Source organism: Pseudomonas oleovorans subsp. oleovorans (assembly GCF_002197815.1).
GTDB classification, from domain to species: domain Bacteria; phylum Pseudomonadota; class Gammaproteobacteria; order Pseudomonadales; family Pseudomonadaceae; genus Aquipseudomonas; species Aquipseudomonas oleovorans.
Map to the genome: position 1 here is coordinate 125884 of NZ_NIUB01000011.1, position 16423 is coordinate 142306.

Below are 16423 nucleotides of genomic sequence, written 5' to 3' on the forward strand. Positions count from 1 at the left end.
CTTTTATGTGGGAGCGAGCTCTGCTCGCGAATGACCTCCTGTCCTGGTTTTTCGCTCGCCACGCTCGCTTCTACGGAAAACGTGCATGAGCTTCGATCTTGCTACGCGCCTGGCCGAGCGTCAGGCCGCCGATCTGTTCCGCCAACGCCCGCTGTTGCAGACCCCGCAGGGGCCGCAGGTGCGCGCGGACGATCAGGAGCTGCTGGCCTTCTGTTCCAATGACTATCTAGGCCTGGCCAACCACCCCGAAGTGATCCGCGCCATGCAGCAGGGCGCGGAAAAATGGGGCGTCGGCGGCGGCGCATCGCATCTGGTGATCGGCCACAGCACCCCGCACCATGAGCTGGAGGAAGCCCTGGCCGCGTTCACCGGCAGGCCGCGTGCGCTGCTGTTCTCCACCGGTTACATGGCCAACCTGGCGGTCGTCACCGCCTTGCTCGGGCAGGGCGACAGCGTACTGCAGGATCGTCTCAATCACGCCTCGCTACTCGATGCCGGCCTGCTCTGCGGCGCGCGTTTTTCTCGCTACCTGCACAACGATGCGGTGAGCCTGGCCAACCGCTTGCGTAAGGTCACAGGCAACTGCCTGGTGGTCACTGATGGTGTGTTCAGCATGGACGGCGACCTGGCCGATCTACCGGCCCTGTGCGCCGAGGCGCGTGCCACGCAGGCCTGGGTGATGGTCGACGACGCCCATGGCTTCGGCCCGCTGGGCGCCACCGGCGGCGGTATCGTCGAGCACTTCGGTCTGGGCCAGGATGATGTGCAGGTGCTGGTCGGCACCCTGGGCAAGGCCTTTGGTACCGCCGGCGCCTTCGTTGCCGGCAGCGAGGAACTGATCGAGACCCTGATCCAGTTCGCCCGCCCCTACATCTATACCACCAGCCAGCCGCCAGCGGTGGCCTGCGCCACGTTGAAGAGCCTGGAGCTGTTGCGCAGCGAACACTGGCGGCGTGAACACCTGCAGCGGTTGATCGCCCGCTTTCGGCAGGGCGCCGCTGAAATCGGCCTGAGCCTGATGGACAGCCCCACGCCGATTCAGCCGATTCTGGTCGGTGACAGCGCGCGTGCGCTCAAGTTGTCGGCGTTGCTCAAGGCGCGCGGCCTGCTGGTCGGTGCCATCCGTCCGCCCACTGTGCCGGCTGGCAGCGCGCGGTTACGTGTGACGCTGTCTGCCGCGCACAGCGATGCACAGCTTGAGCGTTTGCTCGAGGCATTGGCCGAGTGCTGGCCGCAGGTACGCGCCGATGTGTGAGACGCTGATTCTATTGCCGGGCTGGGGCCTGGATGGCGCCTTGCTGCAGCCGCTGGCCAAGGCGTTGGGTGGCGATATGCAGGTGCAGGTGCCAGCCCTGCCGCGACTGAGCAGTGCGGCCGCTGCCGATTGGCTCGACGAGTTGGATACGCGTTTACCTCATGATTGCTGGCTGGCCGGCTGGTCGCTTGGCGGAATGTTGGCCGCCGCCCTGGCTGCGCGTCGTGGCAAGCGCTGCCGTGGTTTGATCACCTTGGCCAGCAATGCCTGTTTCGTCGCCAGCGATACCTGGCCGACGGCCATGCTGGCACAGACCTACTCAGCCTTTTATGAGAGCTGCCAGGATAATGCCGGCGCTACGCTCAAACGTTTCGCCATGCTCTGTGCCCAGGGTGGCGCCGACGCGCGCGGCCTGTCACGGCAACTGCAAAGCCATCTGTCGACCTGCGACGAGTCCGCTCTGCTGGCCGGGCTGCGCTTGCTGGCGAGCCTGGACAATCGCGCTGCGCTGGCCGCGTATAACGGGCCGCAATTGCACCTGCTGGCCGAGCAGGATGCGCTGGTGCCAGCAGCGGCAGGCGACGCACTGCTGGCGCTGTTGCCATCGGGTGAGGTGGACGTGCTGGAAGAATGCGGTCATGCCTTCGTGCTCGAGCAGGCAGATGCCCTGGTGGTCTTGATGCTCGATTTCATCCGTGAGGCCAGCGATGTCTGAGCTACGTATGGCGCCTCAGGAGTTCCCCGGTGCGCACGGCGCACCCTACGGAGATGTGGCGTTGCCGGACAAGCGTCAGGTCGCTGCGTCGTTTTCCCGTGCGGCAGCCAGTTACGACTCGGTGGCCGAGCTGCAACGCAGTGTCGGCAACCAGCTGCTGGCGTATTTGCCTGCTTCGCTACAGCCGCTTCGCTGGCTGGACCTGGGCAGCGGCACAGGCCATTTCACCCGCGCCCTGGCCGAACGTTATGCTCCGAGCGAGGGCCTGGCGGTGGATATCGCCGAGGGCATGTTGCGCCACGCCAGGCCGCAGGGCGGCGCTGCGCACTTTATCGCCGGCGATGCCGAAGCCCTGCCGTTGCATGACGCCAGCGTCGACCTGTTGTTCTCCAGTTTGGCGCTGCAATGGTGCGGCGATTTCCCGCGGGTGCTGAGTGAAGCGCAGCGGGTGTTGCGTCCCGGCGGGGTGCTGGCGTTCACCAGTCTGTGCGTCGGAACCCTGCAGGAGCTGCGTGACAGTTGGCTGGCGGTCGATGGTTTCGTCCACGTCAATCGTTTTCGCCGCTTCGAGGATTACCAGCAGCTGTGCGCGGCCAGTGGCTTGCAGGTATTGACGCTGCAGCGCGAGGCTGAGGTGCTGCATTTTCCCGATCTACGCAGCCTGACCACGTCGCTGAAGGAACTCGGCGCACACAACCTCAATCCGGGGCGACCGGGCGGATTGACCGGGCGCTCACGCATTCGTGCGCTGATCGAGGCTTACGAGTGTTTTCGTCAGGCACAAGGGCTGCCGGCGACCTATCAGGTGGTGTACGGCGTGCTGCAGAAACCTTCATAGAAACAGCCTCGCTCGCCAACACGCTTCGCGAGCAGAGCTCGCTCCTACGGGAATATCAGATGACCCAAGCCTACTTCGTCACCGGAACGGATACCGAAATCGGCAAGACCACTATTGCCGCTGGCCTACTCCATGCGGCGCGCCAGCAGGGTCTGAGCACCGCCGCGGCCAAGCCGGTCGCTTCCGGTTGCAGGCGCACCGCCGACGGTTTGCGCAACGACGACGCGCTGGCCTTGCTCGCCCAGTGCTCGTTGCCGCTGCGCTATGAAGAGGTCAACCCATTTGCCTTCGCGCCGGCCATTGCGCCACATCTGGCGGCCCGTGAGGCGGGTGTCAGGCTGGATGTCGCCAGTCTCTTGCCGGCGGTGCAGACGACTCTGGCCAAGGGGGCGGACTTCTCGCTGGTGGAAGGCGCCGGTGGCTGGCGCGTGCCCCTGGCCGGTGAGGAAAACCTCTCGGATCTGGCCATTGCCCTCGGCCTGCCGGTGATTCTGGTGGTGGGTGTGCGCCTGGGCTGCATCAACCATGCATTGCTCAGTGCCGAAGCCATCGAGCGGGACGGGGTCAGGCTGGCCGGCTGGGTGGCCAATATCGTCGAGCCGAAAACCGCCCGCCTGGAAGAGAATCTCGCCACGCTCTGCAAGCGCCTGCCGGCGCCCTGCCTGGGGCATGTGCCGCACCTGGCCCAGGCGAACGCAGCCGCCGTGGCGGCGCACCTGAATCTCGAGTTACTGGCAGACTGGTAATAAACAGTAAACGGAGCATAGCCTTTTGCCTGTACGTTTTTTAGCCGGTTTCTGCTTCAATAGGATTGTCTAGGTTCTACAGCCCTCAGGGGGTTGCCGATGGAAATCTCTGCCAACGCATTCCGGTCGGGTCTGAACGGTATCCAGTCCGGCCAACGCCGTGCCGATCAGGCTGCTGCCGATATTGCCAGCAATACCGTCAATCCGGCGCAGCAGGCGACGCAGACCCCGCCACAAAATCAGGTCAACCCCAGCTCGCAGGTTGCCGAGCGTAGCCGTCCCGACCTGACCGAAAGCCTGGTGACATTGCGTGCCGCTGAAAACGAAGTGCGTGCCAATGCGCGCGTCGTTGACACCGCCGATGAGGTGTTGGGTACGCTGATCGATACCCGCGCGTAAGCAGTTCTACCCCGGCCGCCCTCGCTGCCGGCAAGGGGGCAGGAGGGCGCTCATGCAGATTGGCAGCAGCCTGCCACCTTTCCTTCCCGCGCCGTCCGCCAGTTCGGCCCGGCCACTGCCGCCCGAAGTTTCTCCTGACATTGCCCGTGCCGACCAGGCACCCCTGGCGGCGCCGCAGGAACAGCAGGCCGACTCACCAGCCTCCGGACGCGAAGAGGCTGATCGTGATAGCGCTGCAACAAGTGCTGACAAAACCGAACCCAGCCCTCGGGAGCAGCGCCAGCAGCAACTGGAAATCACCGAGCTGGCGCAGCGTGACCGCGAAGTGCGTACTCACGAACAGGCGCACGCTGCCGTAGGTGGCCAGTACGCCGGTGCACCGACATACAGTTTCAAACGCGGCCCGGACGGGCAGCGCTATGCCGTTTCCGGCGAAGTCAGCATCGACACGGCTCCCGTTCCCAATGATCCCGCCGCCACGTTGCGCAAGATGGAGATCGTCCTGCGCGCGGCGCTCGCCCCCGTTGAGCCTTCCCCGCAGGATCTGCGCGTAGCCGCCCTGGCTCAGACGCAGGCGGCGCAGGCGCGGGTCGAACTGGCCGAGCAGCGGCGAGAAGCCGCCACCACCGTCGTCGAGGAGCGTAAAGCCCGCGACGAGGCGCGTGAGGCTGAAGACCAGCCCGCCGAGCAGTCGCAGCAGGCATTGCCGCCAGCGCCTGGTCTTGATCTGTATCGGCGCATGGGCGAACTGCCAGCGCCTGAATCGCGCATCGATCTGGTCGCGTAGCCGGCCGATTGGCAGCGCTTGACAAGGGGGTGGCGTAAACGTATGTTTCAAACGCCTGTTTGATTGCTTCGGCCGCAGCCTCGTGGCCAGGCAGCCGGGAGTGATCCCGAGAGCGACCGCCAAGACGGTCACCCCAACTACTAGGAATCCACCGCAGAGGTTTACCGTTATGCCTGACTACAAGGCCCCCTTGCGTGACATTCGTTTCGTTCGTGACGAGCTGCTGGGCTATGAAGCGCACTACCAGAGCCTGCCTGGCTGCCAGGACGCCACTCCGGACATGGTCGACGCCATCCTCGAAGAAGGCGCCAAGTTCTGCGAGCAGGTGCTGTCGCCGCTGAACCGTGTGGGTGACATCGAGGGCTGCACCTGGAGCGAATCCGGCGTGAAAACCCCGACCGGCTTCAAAGAGGCGTATCAGCAGTTCGTCGAAGGCGGCTGGCCGAGCCTGGCGCATGACGTCGAGCACGGCGGCCAGGGCCTGCCGGAATCGCTCGGCCTGGCCATCAGCGAGATGGTCGGTTCGGCCAACTGGTCCTGGGGCATGTACCCGGGCCTGAGCCATGGCGCGATGAACACCCTGAGTGCCCACGGTACCGACGAGCAGAAGCACACTTACCTGACCAAGCTGGTTTCCGGCGAGTGGACCGGCACCATGTGCCTGACCGAGCCGCATTGCGGTACCGACCTGGGCATGCTGCGCACCAAGGCCGAACCGCAGGCCGACGGCAGCTACAAAGTCTCCGGTACCAAGATCTTCATCTCCGCGGGTGAGCACGACATGGCCGAGAACATCGTCCATATCGTTCTGGCCCGTCTGCCCGATGCGCCGGCCGGTACCAAGGGTATCTCGCTGTTCATCGTGCCGAAGTTCCTGCCCAATGCCGAAGGCGGCGTAGGCGAGCGCAACGCCGTTTCCTGTGGCTCCATCGAGCACAAGATGGGCATCCACGGTAACGCCACCTGCGTGATGAACTTCGACGGCGCCACTGGCTACCTGATTGGCCCGGCCAACAAGGGCCTGAACTGCATGTTCACCTTCATGAACACCGCTCGCCTGGGTACCGCGCTGCAAGGCCTGGCCCACGCCGAAGTCGGCTTCCAGGGTGGCATCAAGTACGCTCGCGAGCGTCTGCAGATGCGTTCGCTGACTGGCCCGAAAGCGCCGGAAAAAGCCGCTGACCCGATCATCGTGCACCCGGACGTACGCCGCATGCTGCTGACCATGAAGGCCTTCGCCGAAGGCAACCGCGCCATGGTCTACTTCACCGCCAAGCAGGTCGACATCGTTCAGCACAGCCAGGACGAAGAAGAGAAGAAAGCTGCCGACGAACTGCTGGCTTTCCTGACCCCGATCGCCAAGGCCTTCATGACCGAAGTGGGCTTCGAGTCCGCTTCTCACGGCATGCAGATCTATGGTGGCCACGGCTTCATCAGCGAGTGGGGCATGGAGCAGAACCTGCGTGACTGCCGCATTTCCATGATGTACGAAGGCACCACCGGCGTTCAGGCGCTCGACCTGCTGGGCCGCAAGGTGCTGATGACTCAGGGCGGCGCGCTGAAAAACTTCACCAAGATCGTCCACAAGTTCTGCCAGGCCAACGAGGGCAACGACTCCGTCAAGGAATTCGTCGAGCCGCTGGCCAAGCTGAACAAGGAGTGGGGCGACATCACCATGAAGATCGGCATGGCCGCGATGAAAGATCGCGAGGAAGTTGGTGCCGCCTCCGTGGACTACCTGATGTACTCCGGCTACGCCTGCCTGGCCTACTTCTGGGCCGACATGGCGCGCCTGGCTGCCGAGAAGCTGGCTGCCGGTACTGATGACGAGGCTTTCTACAAGGCCAAGTTGCAGACTGCCCGCTTCTACTACGCGCGCATCCTGCCGCGTACCCGCGCGCACGTCGAAGCCATGCTGTCGGGCGCCAGCAACCTGATGGAGATGGATGAAGAGCATTTCGCTCTGGGCTTCTGAGTCCTTCATCGGTAGCACGACAGCGCCGCCCTTTGGGGCGGCGTTGTCGTTTTCGCACTTCGCATTGCAGCGAATGTCGCATTCTGTCGCTGTTTTCAGGAATCGAAGCAGGCAGAATGACTGCGTCTTCCGCCCGGGATGCCAGCGTGAACCGTCCGGCCAATCTGCGCCTCAGTCACTTCTTCACGTCGCTGCCTTTGCTGGCTGGTGGGATAGTGGCTGCTCTGCTGCCAGTGCTGAGCGAGTTCTTCCTCTCCCTGTTTAATGTATTGCCGACGCTGCTGTTGCTGCTTGGCGGCTCCTTCTGTCTGGCCTATGGCATCAGCGCGAGGTGTTTCTGCTGCTGGCGCTGTATGTCGGCTACTTTCTGCTGGATATCCAGGTCGATCACTTCCCAGGCAATGGCCAGAGACGCGGTGATGCGGCGCTGGTCTTTCACCTGATCTATCTGTTGCTACCACTGCTCTATGCCCTCTACGGCTGCTGGGAGGAGCGCACGCACCTGGCGCAGGACATGTTCGCCCGCGCCTTGGTGCTGCTGGCAGTCAGCGCGCTGGCCTTTGGTCTGGCGCGGCGTTATCTACAGGGTATCCCCGACTGGCTGGCACAGATTCACTGGCCGTCGCTGCATGGTGCCTGAATGAACCTGGCGCAATTGGTCTATCTGCAAGCCCAGGCCACTGCACGCGGCGCAATTAGTGGGGCTGTGCGGTCTGCTGTGGATGTTGCCGCTGGTGTTCATCCTGGCCAACGCGTTGCAGGTGATGATCAGCATAGTGCGGTGGCGGCAAGGCTTACCGTTATGGCGGTGAGGAGTTCACCTTGCTGTTTCCCGGCAAGAGCGTGGAGCAATCCCTGCCGCACATCGAGGCAGTGCATCTGGCCATCGAGCAGTACCGCATGCAACTGCGTGATCCGCAACGCCGCCCGCGTAATGACCGCGAAGGCAAGTAGTGCCGGGCCGGCAAGGCCGCCAGCGAGGTGTCGGTGGCCGTGAGCATGGGCGTCGCCGAGCGTCAGGTCGAGCAACGCACGCTGCAGGAGGTCATCAAGGAGGCGGACAAGGCGCTGTACAGCGCCAAGGCCGCCGGGCGCAATTGCATCCGTAGCGCTGGCCAGCGTCGCGGAGCTGTGAAACTGACCGCCGGGCGCGAATAGCTGCGCTGGCAGACGAGCGGTCAGCAGGGGTTTTCCTTGCCCTCAGTCAATCAGATAGTTAGTGACCGCCTGTGAACTGCTGGTCACAACAAGACCCTATGTGTCTATAAAGTTGTTCAAGTAAACTCGGCCCTCTCACGTAAGTCCGTTTTCGAGGATGTGTCATGGCCGATTACAAAGCCCCCCTGCGCGACATGCGCTTCGTGCTCAATGAAGTATTCGAAGTCTCCAAGCTCTGGGCCGAGCTGCCGGCCCTGGCCGAGGTGGTCGATGCCGAGACCGCCAGTGCCATCCTGGAAGAAGCTGGCAAAGTCACGGCGGGCAGCATCGCCCCGCTGAACCGCAGCGGTGACGAAGAAGGCTGCTCCTGGGACAACGGCGCGGTGAAAACCCCGGCCGGCTTCCCCGAGGCCTACCAGACCTACGCCGAGGGTGGCTGGGTCGGTGTTGGTGGTTCGCCGGAGTTCGGCGGTATGGGCATGCCCAAGGTGATCGGCGCCCAAGTCGAGGAGATGGTCAACTCGGCCAACCTGTCCTTCGGCCTGTACCCGATGCTGACCGCCGGCGCCTGCCTGTCGATCCTCAACCACGCCAGCGAAGAGCTCAAGGCGCAGTACCTGCCGAACATGTACGCCGGCGTCTGGGCCGGTTCCATGTGCCTGACCGAGCCGCACGCCGGCACCGACCTGGGCATCATCCGCACCAAGGCCGAACCCCAGGCAGATGGCAGCTACAAGATCAGCGGCACCAAGATCTTCATCACCGGTGGCGAGCACGACCTGACCGAAAACATCATCCACCTGGTGCTGGCCAAGCTGCCGGACGCACCGGCGGGCCCGAAAGGCATTTCGCTGTTCCTGGTGCCCAAGGTCATGGTCAATGCCGACGGCTCCCTCGGTGAGAACAATGCTCTGGGCTGCGGCTCCATCGAACACAAGATGGGCATCAAGGCTTCGGCCACCTGCGTGATGAACTTCGACGGCGCCACCGGTTACCTGGTCGGCGAGGTGAACAAGGGCCTCAACGCCATGTTCACCATGATGAACTACGAGCGTCTGGGCGTTGGCATCCAGGGCCTGGCCCTGGGCGAGCGCAGCTACCAGAGCGCCGTCGAATACGCCCGAGAGCGCATCCAGAGCCGCGCACCGACCGGTCCGGTGGCCAAGGACAAAGCTGCCGACCCGATCATTGTGCACCCGGACGTGCGCCGTATGCTGTTGACCATGAAAGCGCTGAACGAGGGTGGTCGCGCCTTCTCCAGCTACGTCGCCATGCAGCTCGACACTGCCAAGTACAGCGAGGACAAGGACACCGCCAAGCGTGCCGACGAGCTGGTGGCGCTGCTGACCCCGGTGGCCAAGGCCTTCCTCACCGACATGGCGCTGGAAACCACCGTGCATGGCCAGCAGATCTTCGGCGGCCACGGCTTCATCCGCGAGTGGGGCCAGGAGCAGCTTGTTCGGGATTGCCGCATCACCCAGATCTACGAAGGCACCAACGGCATCCAGTCGCTGGACCTGATGGGGCGCAAGATCGTTGGCAGCGGCGGCAGCTTCTACAAGCACCTGGCCGACGAGATCAAGGCCTTCGTCGCTTCGGCTGACGCCAACCTCGCCGAGTTCACCAAGCCGCTGGCAGCTGCCGTGCACAACCTCGACGAGCTGACCGCCTGGGTACTGGACCGTGCCAAGGGCAACCCCAACGAAATCGGTGCGGCCTCGGTGGAGTACCTGCACGTGTTCGGCTACACCGCCTATGCCTATATGTGGGCGTTGATGGCTCGGGCAGCGTTGGGCAAGGAAGATCAGGACGATTTCTACGCCAGCAAGCTGGGTACCGCGCGCTTCTACTTCGCCCGCTTGCTGCCGCGCATTCACTCGCTGAGTGCGTCGGTCAAGGCCGGTAGCGAATCGCTGTATCTGCTGGATGCTGCGCAGTTCTGATCACGCTACCGCGCACAAATGAGCCCCGGCCCGCGCGCCGGGGCTTTTTATTTCAGTGTGCGCACGGGTTCAGCCAGGCCACGTAGAGAAGGGCGGGGCGGTGTGCGTGCAGGTGTAATTGGCCGGGTTCGTTCTCGATCAGCAGGCCATTGCCCGCCGTTAGCGGGTGCATCGCGCCGCCAGCATTCACGTCGACTGCGGTCTGGCCCCCATTCCACAGCAGCAGCATCACCGCCGCATCGTTCTCCAGCCTTCGGGTTCCCTGCCATTTCAGCAACTGCACCTGATGCGTCCAGTGGCCTCGTCGGGTCATCAGATTGAGGTCGGTGATCGGGCCGTCCAGCAGATGGGCGCTGATCGCCTCTTCGCCGCCGAACACCGCTATGGCGCCACCGCTGAGCAGCATTTCGCGCTGCCCGTCGGCGCGGTGCAGGCACACGCCGTTACCGGCGAGCACGGCCAGGCTGCGGTCGATGTCCGGGAAGCTGGAAAAGGCACCATCCACCGCCACCTGCGCAGTGCTGATGCGCCAGGCGAAATCCTTCAGGCCGGCACCCACTGGCGAGATGGCCAATTCCACGGTGGAGCCGCCACCGTTCTTCCAGGGCATTGCGCGGGCAGTTGCGGGGTCGAGCAGGGTGCAGGGCATGATCTCTCCAAATGTATATACATAGTGGCTGGGCGACAAACGGTTCCGATCGCAAGGTCGGCGAAGATGTCTCCAGACAGAGGCCGGTAACGCTCTATTCAGGGTATCAAGCCGTACTGCACATGCCTTGTCTGGTCTTGTGATCATAAGGTCAGGCTGTTGCTCCCGGCTTGACGCCGATTCGATCCACTCATATTGTATATACAAAACAAGCCGGGAGAATCCCATGCCGATGCATTCCACCTCGAAACAGCTCTGGCGCGATGTGCAGGTCTTCGATGGCCTGGCGCAGCTGGACGAGGCGATGAACGTGCTGGTCGAGGACGGTCGCATTGCCGGTCTGTGGCCGTCGCGCACCTTCGACGAGGCGCTGGCTCAAGGTGCAGTCGAGGTGGGGAGCGGCGGCGTGATGACCCCAGGCCTGGTCGACTGCCACACCCATCTGGTCTATGCCGGCAACCGCGCTGGAGAGTTCGAGCAGCGCCTGGAAGGTGTCAGCTACGAAACCATCGCCCGCAACGGTGGCGGCATTCTCAGCAGCGTGCGCGCCACTCGTACAGCGAGCGAGGACGAACTGATCGCCGCCAGCCTGCCGCGTCTCGATGCGCTGCTGGCCGATGGTGTGACCACGCTGGAGATCAAGTCCGGTTACGGTCTGACCGTCGAAAGTGAGTTGAAGATGCTGCGCGTGGCCCGCCGTCTCGGCGAACTGCGTCCGGTACGGGTGCTGACCACGCTGCTCGGTGCCCATGCCTTGCCGCCGGAATACGCCGGCCGCGCTGACGACTACGTGAGCCTGGTCTGCGACGAGATGATCCCGGCCGCTGCCCGTGAGCGGTTGGCCGATGCGGTGGACGTATTCTGCGAGGGCATCGGCTTTTCCCCGGCGCAGTGCGAACGCGTGTTCCAGGCAGCCCGCGCCCATGGCCTGGCGATCAAGGCGCATGCCGAGCAACTGTCCAACCTCGGCGGCAGTGCCCTGGCCGCACGTTACGGTGCGCTGTCCGCCGACCATATCGAATACCTCGACGAGGCTGGCGTGCGCGCCATGGCCGAGGCCGGCACCGTTGCCGTGCTGCTGCCCGGTGCCTTCCACGTGCTGCGCGAAACCCAGTTGCCGCCCATCGCGCTATTGCGCCAGTACGGCGTACCGATGGCGGTGGCCAGCGATGCCAACCCCGGCACCTCGCCGATCTGCATGCCCACGCTGATGGCCAACCTGGCCTGCACCCTGTTTCGTCTCACCCCACGCGAAGCCCTGGCCGGCATGACCGCCCACGGCGCCCGCGCCCTCGGCCTGCACGACCTCGGCCGCATCGCCGTCGGCGCGCCGGCGGATCTGTGCCTGTGGGATATCCGGCAACCGGCCGAACTGGCCTACGCGGTGCAGGCCGGACGTTTGCGCCAGCGCGTGTTCAATGGAGTCGTGACCTATGCCCGCTGATCGTCACTCGATGGCCGCCTGGAGCGGTCGAACCGACCCGGAAGCCGATAGCGCACGCTGGCACCAGCGCATTCGCTCGCTTACCGAAGACAGCCAGCCGGGCCTGGCTTTGCTGGGTTTTGCCTGCGACGAAGGTGTGCGCCGCAACCAGGGTCGCGTCGGTGCCGCCGCTGCGCCACAAAGCGTGCGCAAGGCCCTGGCCAATCTGGCCTGGCACCGACAGGCGCCGGCCTACGATGCGGGTGACGTCACCTGCGAGGATGGCGATCTGGAAGCGGCGCAGGCCCGCCTCGGTCATAACGTCTGTGCGCTGCTGGACGCCGGGCATCTGCCGCTGGTGATCGGCGGCGGTCATGAAGTGGCCTTCGGCAGCTGGTCCGGGCTGGCCGAGCATCTCAGTGGCCAGGCCGCCCCGAAGATCGGCATCATCAATTTCGACGCCCATTTCGACCTGCGCGACCCGGCCCATGTGCATTCCTCCGGCACGCCCTTCGCGCAGATCGCCGAGCAGTGTGCCGCACGCGGCTGGCCGTTCCGCTACGCCTGCCTCGGCGTCAGCCGCGCCAGCAACACCCGCGCGCTGTTCGCCCGCGCCGCCGAGCTGAACGTGCTGGTGCGCGAGGATCACCAGATCCGCGAGTCGACCCTGGAGAGCATCGGCGCCGAGCTGGACGCCTTCACCGCCGAGTGCGACGCGCTCTATCTGACCATCGACATCGACGTGCTGCCGGCCTGCGAGGCGCCGGGCGTCAGCGCGCCAGCCGCCCGTGGCGTGCGCCTGGAGCTGCTGGAACCGCTGCTCGAACGGCTCAAGGCCAGCGGCAAGCTGCGCCTGGCCGACCTGGCCGAGCTCAACCCCGAATACGACATCGACAACCGCACCGCCAAGGTGGCGGCGCGGCTGATTCATCTGCTGAGCCTCTGAGCCAGGAGTCCGACGTGACCACCAAGACCAATAAATACCGCGATATCGAGATCCGCGCCCCGCGTGGCACCACGCTCACCGCCAAGAGCTGGCTGACCGAAGCGCCGCTGCGCATGCTGATGAACAACCTCGACCCGGACGTGGCCGAGAACCCCAAGGAGCTGGTGGTGTACGGCGGCATCGGCCGCGCCGCGCGCAACTGGGAGTGCTATGACAAGATCGTCGAGAGCCTGACCAACCTGGATGACGACGAGACCCTGCTGGTGCAATCCGGCAAGCCGGTCGGCGTGTTCAAGACCCACAGCAACGCACCGCGCGTGCTGATCGCCAACTCCAACCTGGTGCCGCACTGGGCCAGTTGGGAGCACTTCAACGAGCTGGATGCCAAGGGCCTGGCCATGTACGGCCAGATGACTGCCGGCAGCTGGATCTACATCGGCAGCCAGGGCATCGTGCAGGGCACCTACGAAACCTTCGTCGAAGCCGGTCGCCAGCACTACGCCGGCAACCTCAAAGGCCGCTGGGTGCTGACCGCAGGCCTGGGTGGTATGGGTGGCGCGCAGCCGCTGGCGGCGACCCTGGCCGGCGCCTGCTCGCTGAACATCGAATGCCAGCAGACCAGCATCGACTTCCGCCTGCGCAGCCGTTACGTCGACGAACAGGCCACTGACCTGGACGACGCCCTGGCGCGTATCGCCAAGTACACCGGCGAAGGCAAGGCCATCTCCATCGCCCTGCTGGGCAACGCCGCCGAGATCCTGCCGGAGCTGGTCAAGCGCGGTGTTCGCCCGGATATGGTCACCGACCAGACCAGCGCCCACGACCCGCTCAACGGCTACCTGCCGATTGGCTGGAGCTGGGCCGAGTACAAGGATCGCGCCGCCACCGACCCGGCTGGCGTGGTCAAGGCCGCCAAGCAGTCCATGGCCGTGCACGTGCAGGCCATGCTCGACTTCCAGAAGATGGGCGTGCCGACCTTCGACTACGGCAACAACATCCGCCAGATGGCCTTTGATGAGGGCGTGAGCAATGCCTTCGACTTCCCCGGCTTCGTCCCGGCCTACATCCGCCCGCTGTTCTGCCGCGGCATCGGCCCGTTCCGCTGGGCGGCGCTGTCTGGTAACCCCGAGGACATCTACAAGACCGACGCCAAGGTCAAGGAACTGATCCCCGACGACGCCCACCTGCACCGCTGGCTGGACATGGCCCGCGAGCGCATCGCCTTCCAGGGCCTGCCGGCGCGTATCTGCTGGGTCGGACTGGGCCAGCGCGCCAAGCTCGGCCTGGCGTTCAACGAGATGGTGCGTTCGGGTGAGCTGAGCGCGCCCATCGTCATCGGCCGCGACCACCTGGACAGCGGCTCGGTGTCCAGCCCCAATCGCGAGACCGAGGCGATGCAGGACGGCTCCGACGCCGTGTCCGACTGGCCGCTGCTCAATGCTCTGCTCAACACCGCCAGCGGCGCCACCTGGGTGTCGCTGCACCACGGCGGTGGCGTGGGCATGGGGTTCTCCCAGCATTCGGGTATGGTCATCGTCTGCGATGGCACCGACGAAGCCGCCGCGCGTATCGCCCGCGTGCTGACCAACGACCCGGGCACCGGGGTGATGCGTCACGCCGATGCCGGTTACCAGATCGCCATCGATTGCGCCAAGGAGCAAGGTCTGAATTTGCCGATGATCGGCTGAGAGCATATCCAAAGTCTGCTGCGCGTCGGCCAAACGGCGTTGCAAACGACTTCGGACTGCTCATTTACAGCTCGTAAACTCCGCGTCCTCAGCCATTTGCGCCACCGTTTGGCTCTAGCTCGCGAGACTTTGAACACGCTCTTTGGAAGAACACCTCATGACCACCCTGAACCTGAAACCCGGCCAACTGACCCTGGCCGACCTGCGCGCTGCCTACCAGGCGCCTGTGCAACTGACTCTGGACGCCAGCGCCCATAAGGCCATCGACGCCAGCGTCGCCTGCGTCAACCAGATCATCGCCGAGGGCCGCACCGCCTACGGCATCAACACCGGTTTCGGCCTGCTGGCCTCGACCCGCATCGCCAACGACGACCTGGAAAAGCTGCAGCGTTCGCTGGTGCTGTCCCACGCCGCCGGCATCGGTCAGCCGCTGGATGACGCCATGGTGCGCCTGATCATGCTGCTGAAGATCAACAGCCTGGCGCGCGGCTTCTCCGGCATTCGCCGCCAGGTGATCGACGCGCTGATCGCCCTGGTCAACGCCGAGGTCTACCCGCACATTCCGCTGAAAGGCTCGGTCGGCGCTTCCGGTGACCTGGCGCCGCTGGCGCACATGTCGCTGGTGCTGCTCGGCGAAAGTCAGGCGCGCCACAAGGACCAATGGCTGCCGGCCACCGAGGCGCTGGCCATCGCCGGCCTGGAGCCGATGACCCTGGCCGCCAAGGAGGGCCTGGCCCTGCTCAACGGCACCCAGGTGTCCACCGCCTACGCCCTGCGCGGGCTGTTCGAGGGCGAGGACCTGTACGCTGCCGCCAGCGTTTGCGGCGCGCTCAGTGTCGAGGCGCTGCTGGGTTCGCGCTCGTCCTTCGATGCGCGTATCCACGCGGCTCGTGGCCAGCGTGGGCAGATCGACGCAGCAGCGGCGTTCCGTCACCTGCTCGGCGACAGCAGCGAGATCGGCCGCTCCCACGCCGCCTGCGACAAGGTGCAGGACCCGTATTCGCTGCGCTGCCAGCCGCAGGTCATGGGCGCCTGCCTGACCCAGCTGCGTCAGGCCGCCGAAGTGCTCGGCGTTGAGGCCAACGCGGTCTCCGACAACCCGCTGGTGTTCGCCGCTGAAGGCGAGGTGATTTCCGGTGGCAACTTCCACGCCGAGCCGGTGGCCATGGCCGCCGACAATATCGCCCTGGCCATCGCCGAGATCGGTTCGCTGTCCGAGCGGCGTATCTCGCTGATGATGGACAAGCACATGTCGCAACTGCCGCCGTTCCTGGTGGCCAATGGCGGGGTCAACTCCGGCTTCATGATCGCCCAGGTCACTGCTGCTGCGTTGGCCAGCGAGAACAAGGCGTTGGCCCATCCGCACAGCGTCGACAGTCTGCCGACGTCGGCCAACCAGGAAGACCACGTTTCCATGGCCCCGGCTGCCGGCAAGCGCCTGTGGGACATGGCCGCCAACACCCGTGGCGTGCTGGCCGTGGAGTGGCTGGGTGCCTGCCAGGGCCTGGACTTCCGCGAAGGACTGAACAGCACCCCCGCGTTGGAACAGGCGCGTCAAGCGCTGCGAGCCAAGGTGCCGTACTACGTCGAGGACCGCTTCTTCGCCCCGGACATCGCCGCCGCTGATGCTCTGCTCGCCGAGCGCGTGCTGACGCCGCTGCTGCCGGCCGGCATGTTGCCGTCTATAGGCTGAGAACGGCGGTGGCGTAGCCCAATGAGATGGACTCCTCCCTCCTACGGCGTCATTGCGCCAGACTGAAGGTTGTAAAACAAGCAATCCCGGAGGGGGAGCCCGCATGAAACTTAAACGCATAGGCGTGGATTTGGCAAAGCAGGTTTTTCAAGTTCATGGTGTCGACAGCCATGAGCAGGTCAAATGCCGCAAGCAACTCAAACGGCAT

General features: G+C 64.7%; 13 protein-coding genes and 2 pseudogenes. 14 read left to right on the top strand and 1 reads right to left on the bottom strand.

All coding sequences use genetic code 11. The features are described from left to right. The first annotated feature begins 85 nt into the window (after nt 1–85). The 9 genes and pseudogenes from bioF (at nt 86) to PSOLE_RS09005 (ending at nt 9816) form a co-directional block, all read left to right on the top strand. Complete coding sequence (gene bioF / locus PSOLE_RS08965; RefSeq protein WP_074855421.1) at nt 86–1255, top strand: 8-amino-7-oxononanoate synthase; 1170 nt, start codon at nt 86–88, stop codon at nt 1253–1255. Then, a complete protein-coding gene (locus PSOLE_RS08970; protein ID WP_074855422.1) occupies nt 1248–1970 on the top strand; it encodes an alpha/beta fold hydrolase in 723 nt (240 codons plus the stop codon). Before bioF ends, PSOLE_RS08970 begins: the two co-directional genes overlap by 8 nt. A 7-nt stretch (nt 1971–1977) precedes the next feature. Next, entirely contained in the window at nt 1978–2808 is an 831-nt protein-coding gene (bioC, locus tag PSOLE_RS08975) for a malonyl-ACP O-methyltransferase BioC (RefSeq protein WP_045107816.1), read from the top strand. A gap of 59 nt (nt 2809–2867) precedes the next feature. After that, complete coding sequence (gene bioD, locus PSOLE_RS08980) at nt 2868–3554, top strand: dethiobiotin synthase (RefSeq protein ID WP_003463825.1); 687 nt, start codon at nt 2868–2870, stop codon at nt 3552–3554. Nucleotides 3555–3653: 99 nt separating this feature from the next. Then, nucleotides 3654–3953, top strand: a complete 300-nt coding sequence (locus tag PSOLE_RS08985) for a hypothetical protein (protein WP_003463823.1) — start codon at nt 3654–3656, stop codon at nt 3951–3953. 52 nt (nt 3954–4005) lie between these two features. Further along, nucleotides 4006–4740, top strand: coding sequence for a putative metalloprotease CJM1_0395 family protein (locus PSOLE_RS08990; RefSeq protein WP_003463814.1), 735 nt, complete (start codon nt 4006–4008; stop codon nt 4738–4740). Between the two features lie 169 nt (nt 4741–4909). Beyond that, complete coding sequence (locus PSOLE_RS08995; RefSeq protein WP_074855423.1) at nt 4910–6715, top strand: phenylacyl-CoA dehydrogenase; 1806 nt, start codon at nt 4910–4912, stop codon at nt 6713–6715. A 146-nt stretch (nt 6716–6861) separates the two neighbouring features. Continuing rightward, nucleotides 6862–7873: pseudogene (locus PSOLE_RS09000) on the top strand (diguanylate cyclase domain-containing protein). 164 nt (nt 7874–8037) lie between these two features. Then, complete coding sequence (locus tag PSOLE_RS09005) at nt 8038–9816, top strand: acyl-CoA dehydrogenase C-terminal domain-containing protein (RefSeq protein WP_074855424.1); 1779 nt, start codon at nt 8038–8040, stop codon at nt 9814–9816. Nucleotides 9817–9868: 52 nt separating this feature from the next. Here PSOLE_RS09005 and PSOLE_RS09010 read toward each other — a convergent pair whose 3' ends face one another. Then, entirely contained in the window at nt 9869–10465 is a 597-nt protein-coding gene (locus PSOLE_RS09010) for a HutD/Ves family protein (RefSeq protein WP_074855425.1), read from the bottom strand. Between the two features lie 226 nt (nt 10466–10691). Here PSOLE_RS09010 and hutI point away from each other — a divergent pair, with 226 nt between their 5' ends. From hutI to PSOLE_RS23665, 5 genes and pseudogenes are all read left to right on the top strand, one after another. Then, a complete protein-coding gene (gene hutI, locus PSOLE_RS09015; protein WP_074855426.1) occupies nt 10692–11909 on the top strand; it encodes an imidazolonepropionase in 1218 nt (405 codons plus the stop codon). Further along, nucleotides 11899–12834 (top strand): formimidoylglutamase, encoded by a 936-nt coding sequence (gene hutG, locus PSOLE_RS09020; protein ID WP_074855427.1) that lies wholly within the window; start codon nt 11899–11901, stop codon nt 12832–12834. The genes hutI and hutG overlap by 11 nt, the downstream gene beginning before the upstream one ends. Before the next feature lie 14 nt (nt 12835–12848). Further along, complete coding sequence (gene hutU, locus PSOLE_RS09025) at nt 12849–14522, top strand: urocanate hydratase (protein ID WP_074855428.1); 1674 nt, start codon at nt 12849–12851, stop codon at nt 14520–14522. A 157-nt stretch (nt 14523–14679) separates the two neighbouring features. After that, nucleotides 14680–16215, top strand: coding sequence for a histidine ammonia-lyase (gene hutH / locus PSOLE_RS09030; protein ID WP_074855429.1), 1536 nt, complete (start codon nt 14680–14682; stop codon nt 16213–16215). A 103-nt stretch (nt 16216–16318) separates the two neighbouring features. Then, nucleotides 16319–16423 (top strand): annotated as a pseudogene (locus PSOLE_RS23665) (IS110 family transposase); the annotation flags it as partial.